Below are 464 nucleotides of genomic sequence, written 5' to 3' on the forward strand. Positions count from 1 at the left end.
GGGTACGGCGGCCTGGCCGTCGAAGCGCAGCAGCGGATAGGTGACCAGGTCCGGACGTACGCCGAAGTTGCGGGCGAAGCGAAAGCCGCCCATGCGTACCGGGGTGGTCCAGTTCAGCGCGCCGTTGACGTAGTCGCCCAGTTGGTAGCTGTGCATGTTGCGTTCGTCGTTGTACAGCCAGTAGGTGTCATAGCGCAGGTAGCGGCTGTCGAGGTTGTCGGCGTCGCCGAAATAGCGGGTGTAGACGCCGGTGTTGGAGATCACCCCGAAGCCGTCGAACAGACGTTGCTCGAGCAGCGCGGAAAGCCAGGGCGTGGCGCCGTCGGCGGGGGCCGAGTAGTACAGGTCGTAGTTGAACAGCGCGCCGAGGCTGCTGCGCGCCGGGGCGCGGGCGACCAGTCCGGGATCGTCGAAGCGCTGCTCCGGCAGCCAGTCCGGCGGCACTTGCAGGTGCAGTTGCTGGC

At 67.0% G+C, this 464-nt stretch carries 1 pseudogene; it reads right to left on the reverse strand.

The features are described 5' to 3' along the window. Positions 1-464 (reverse strand): annotated as a pseudogene (locus MUU46_RS00115) (fimbria/pilus outer membrane usher protein); the annotation flags it as partial.

The sequence above is a fragment of the Scandinavium tedordense genome (genome assembly GCF_024764965.1).
Taxonomy (GTDB): domain Bacteria; phylum Pseudomonadota; class Gammaproteobacteria; order Enterobacterales; family Enterobacteriaceae; genus Scandinavium; species Scandinavium tedordense.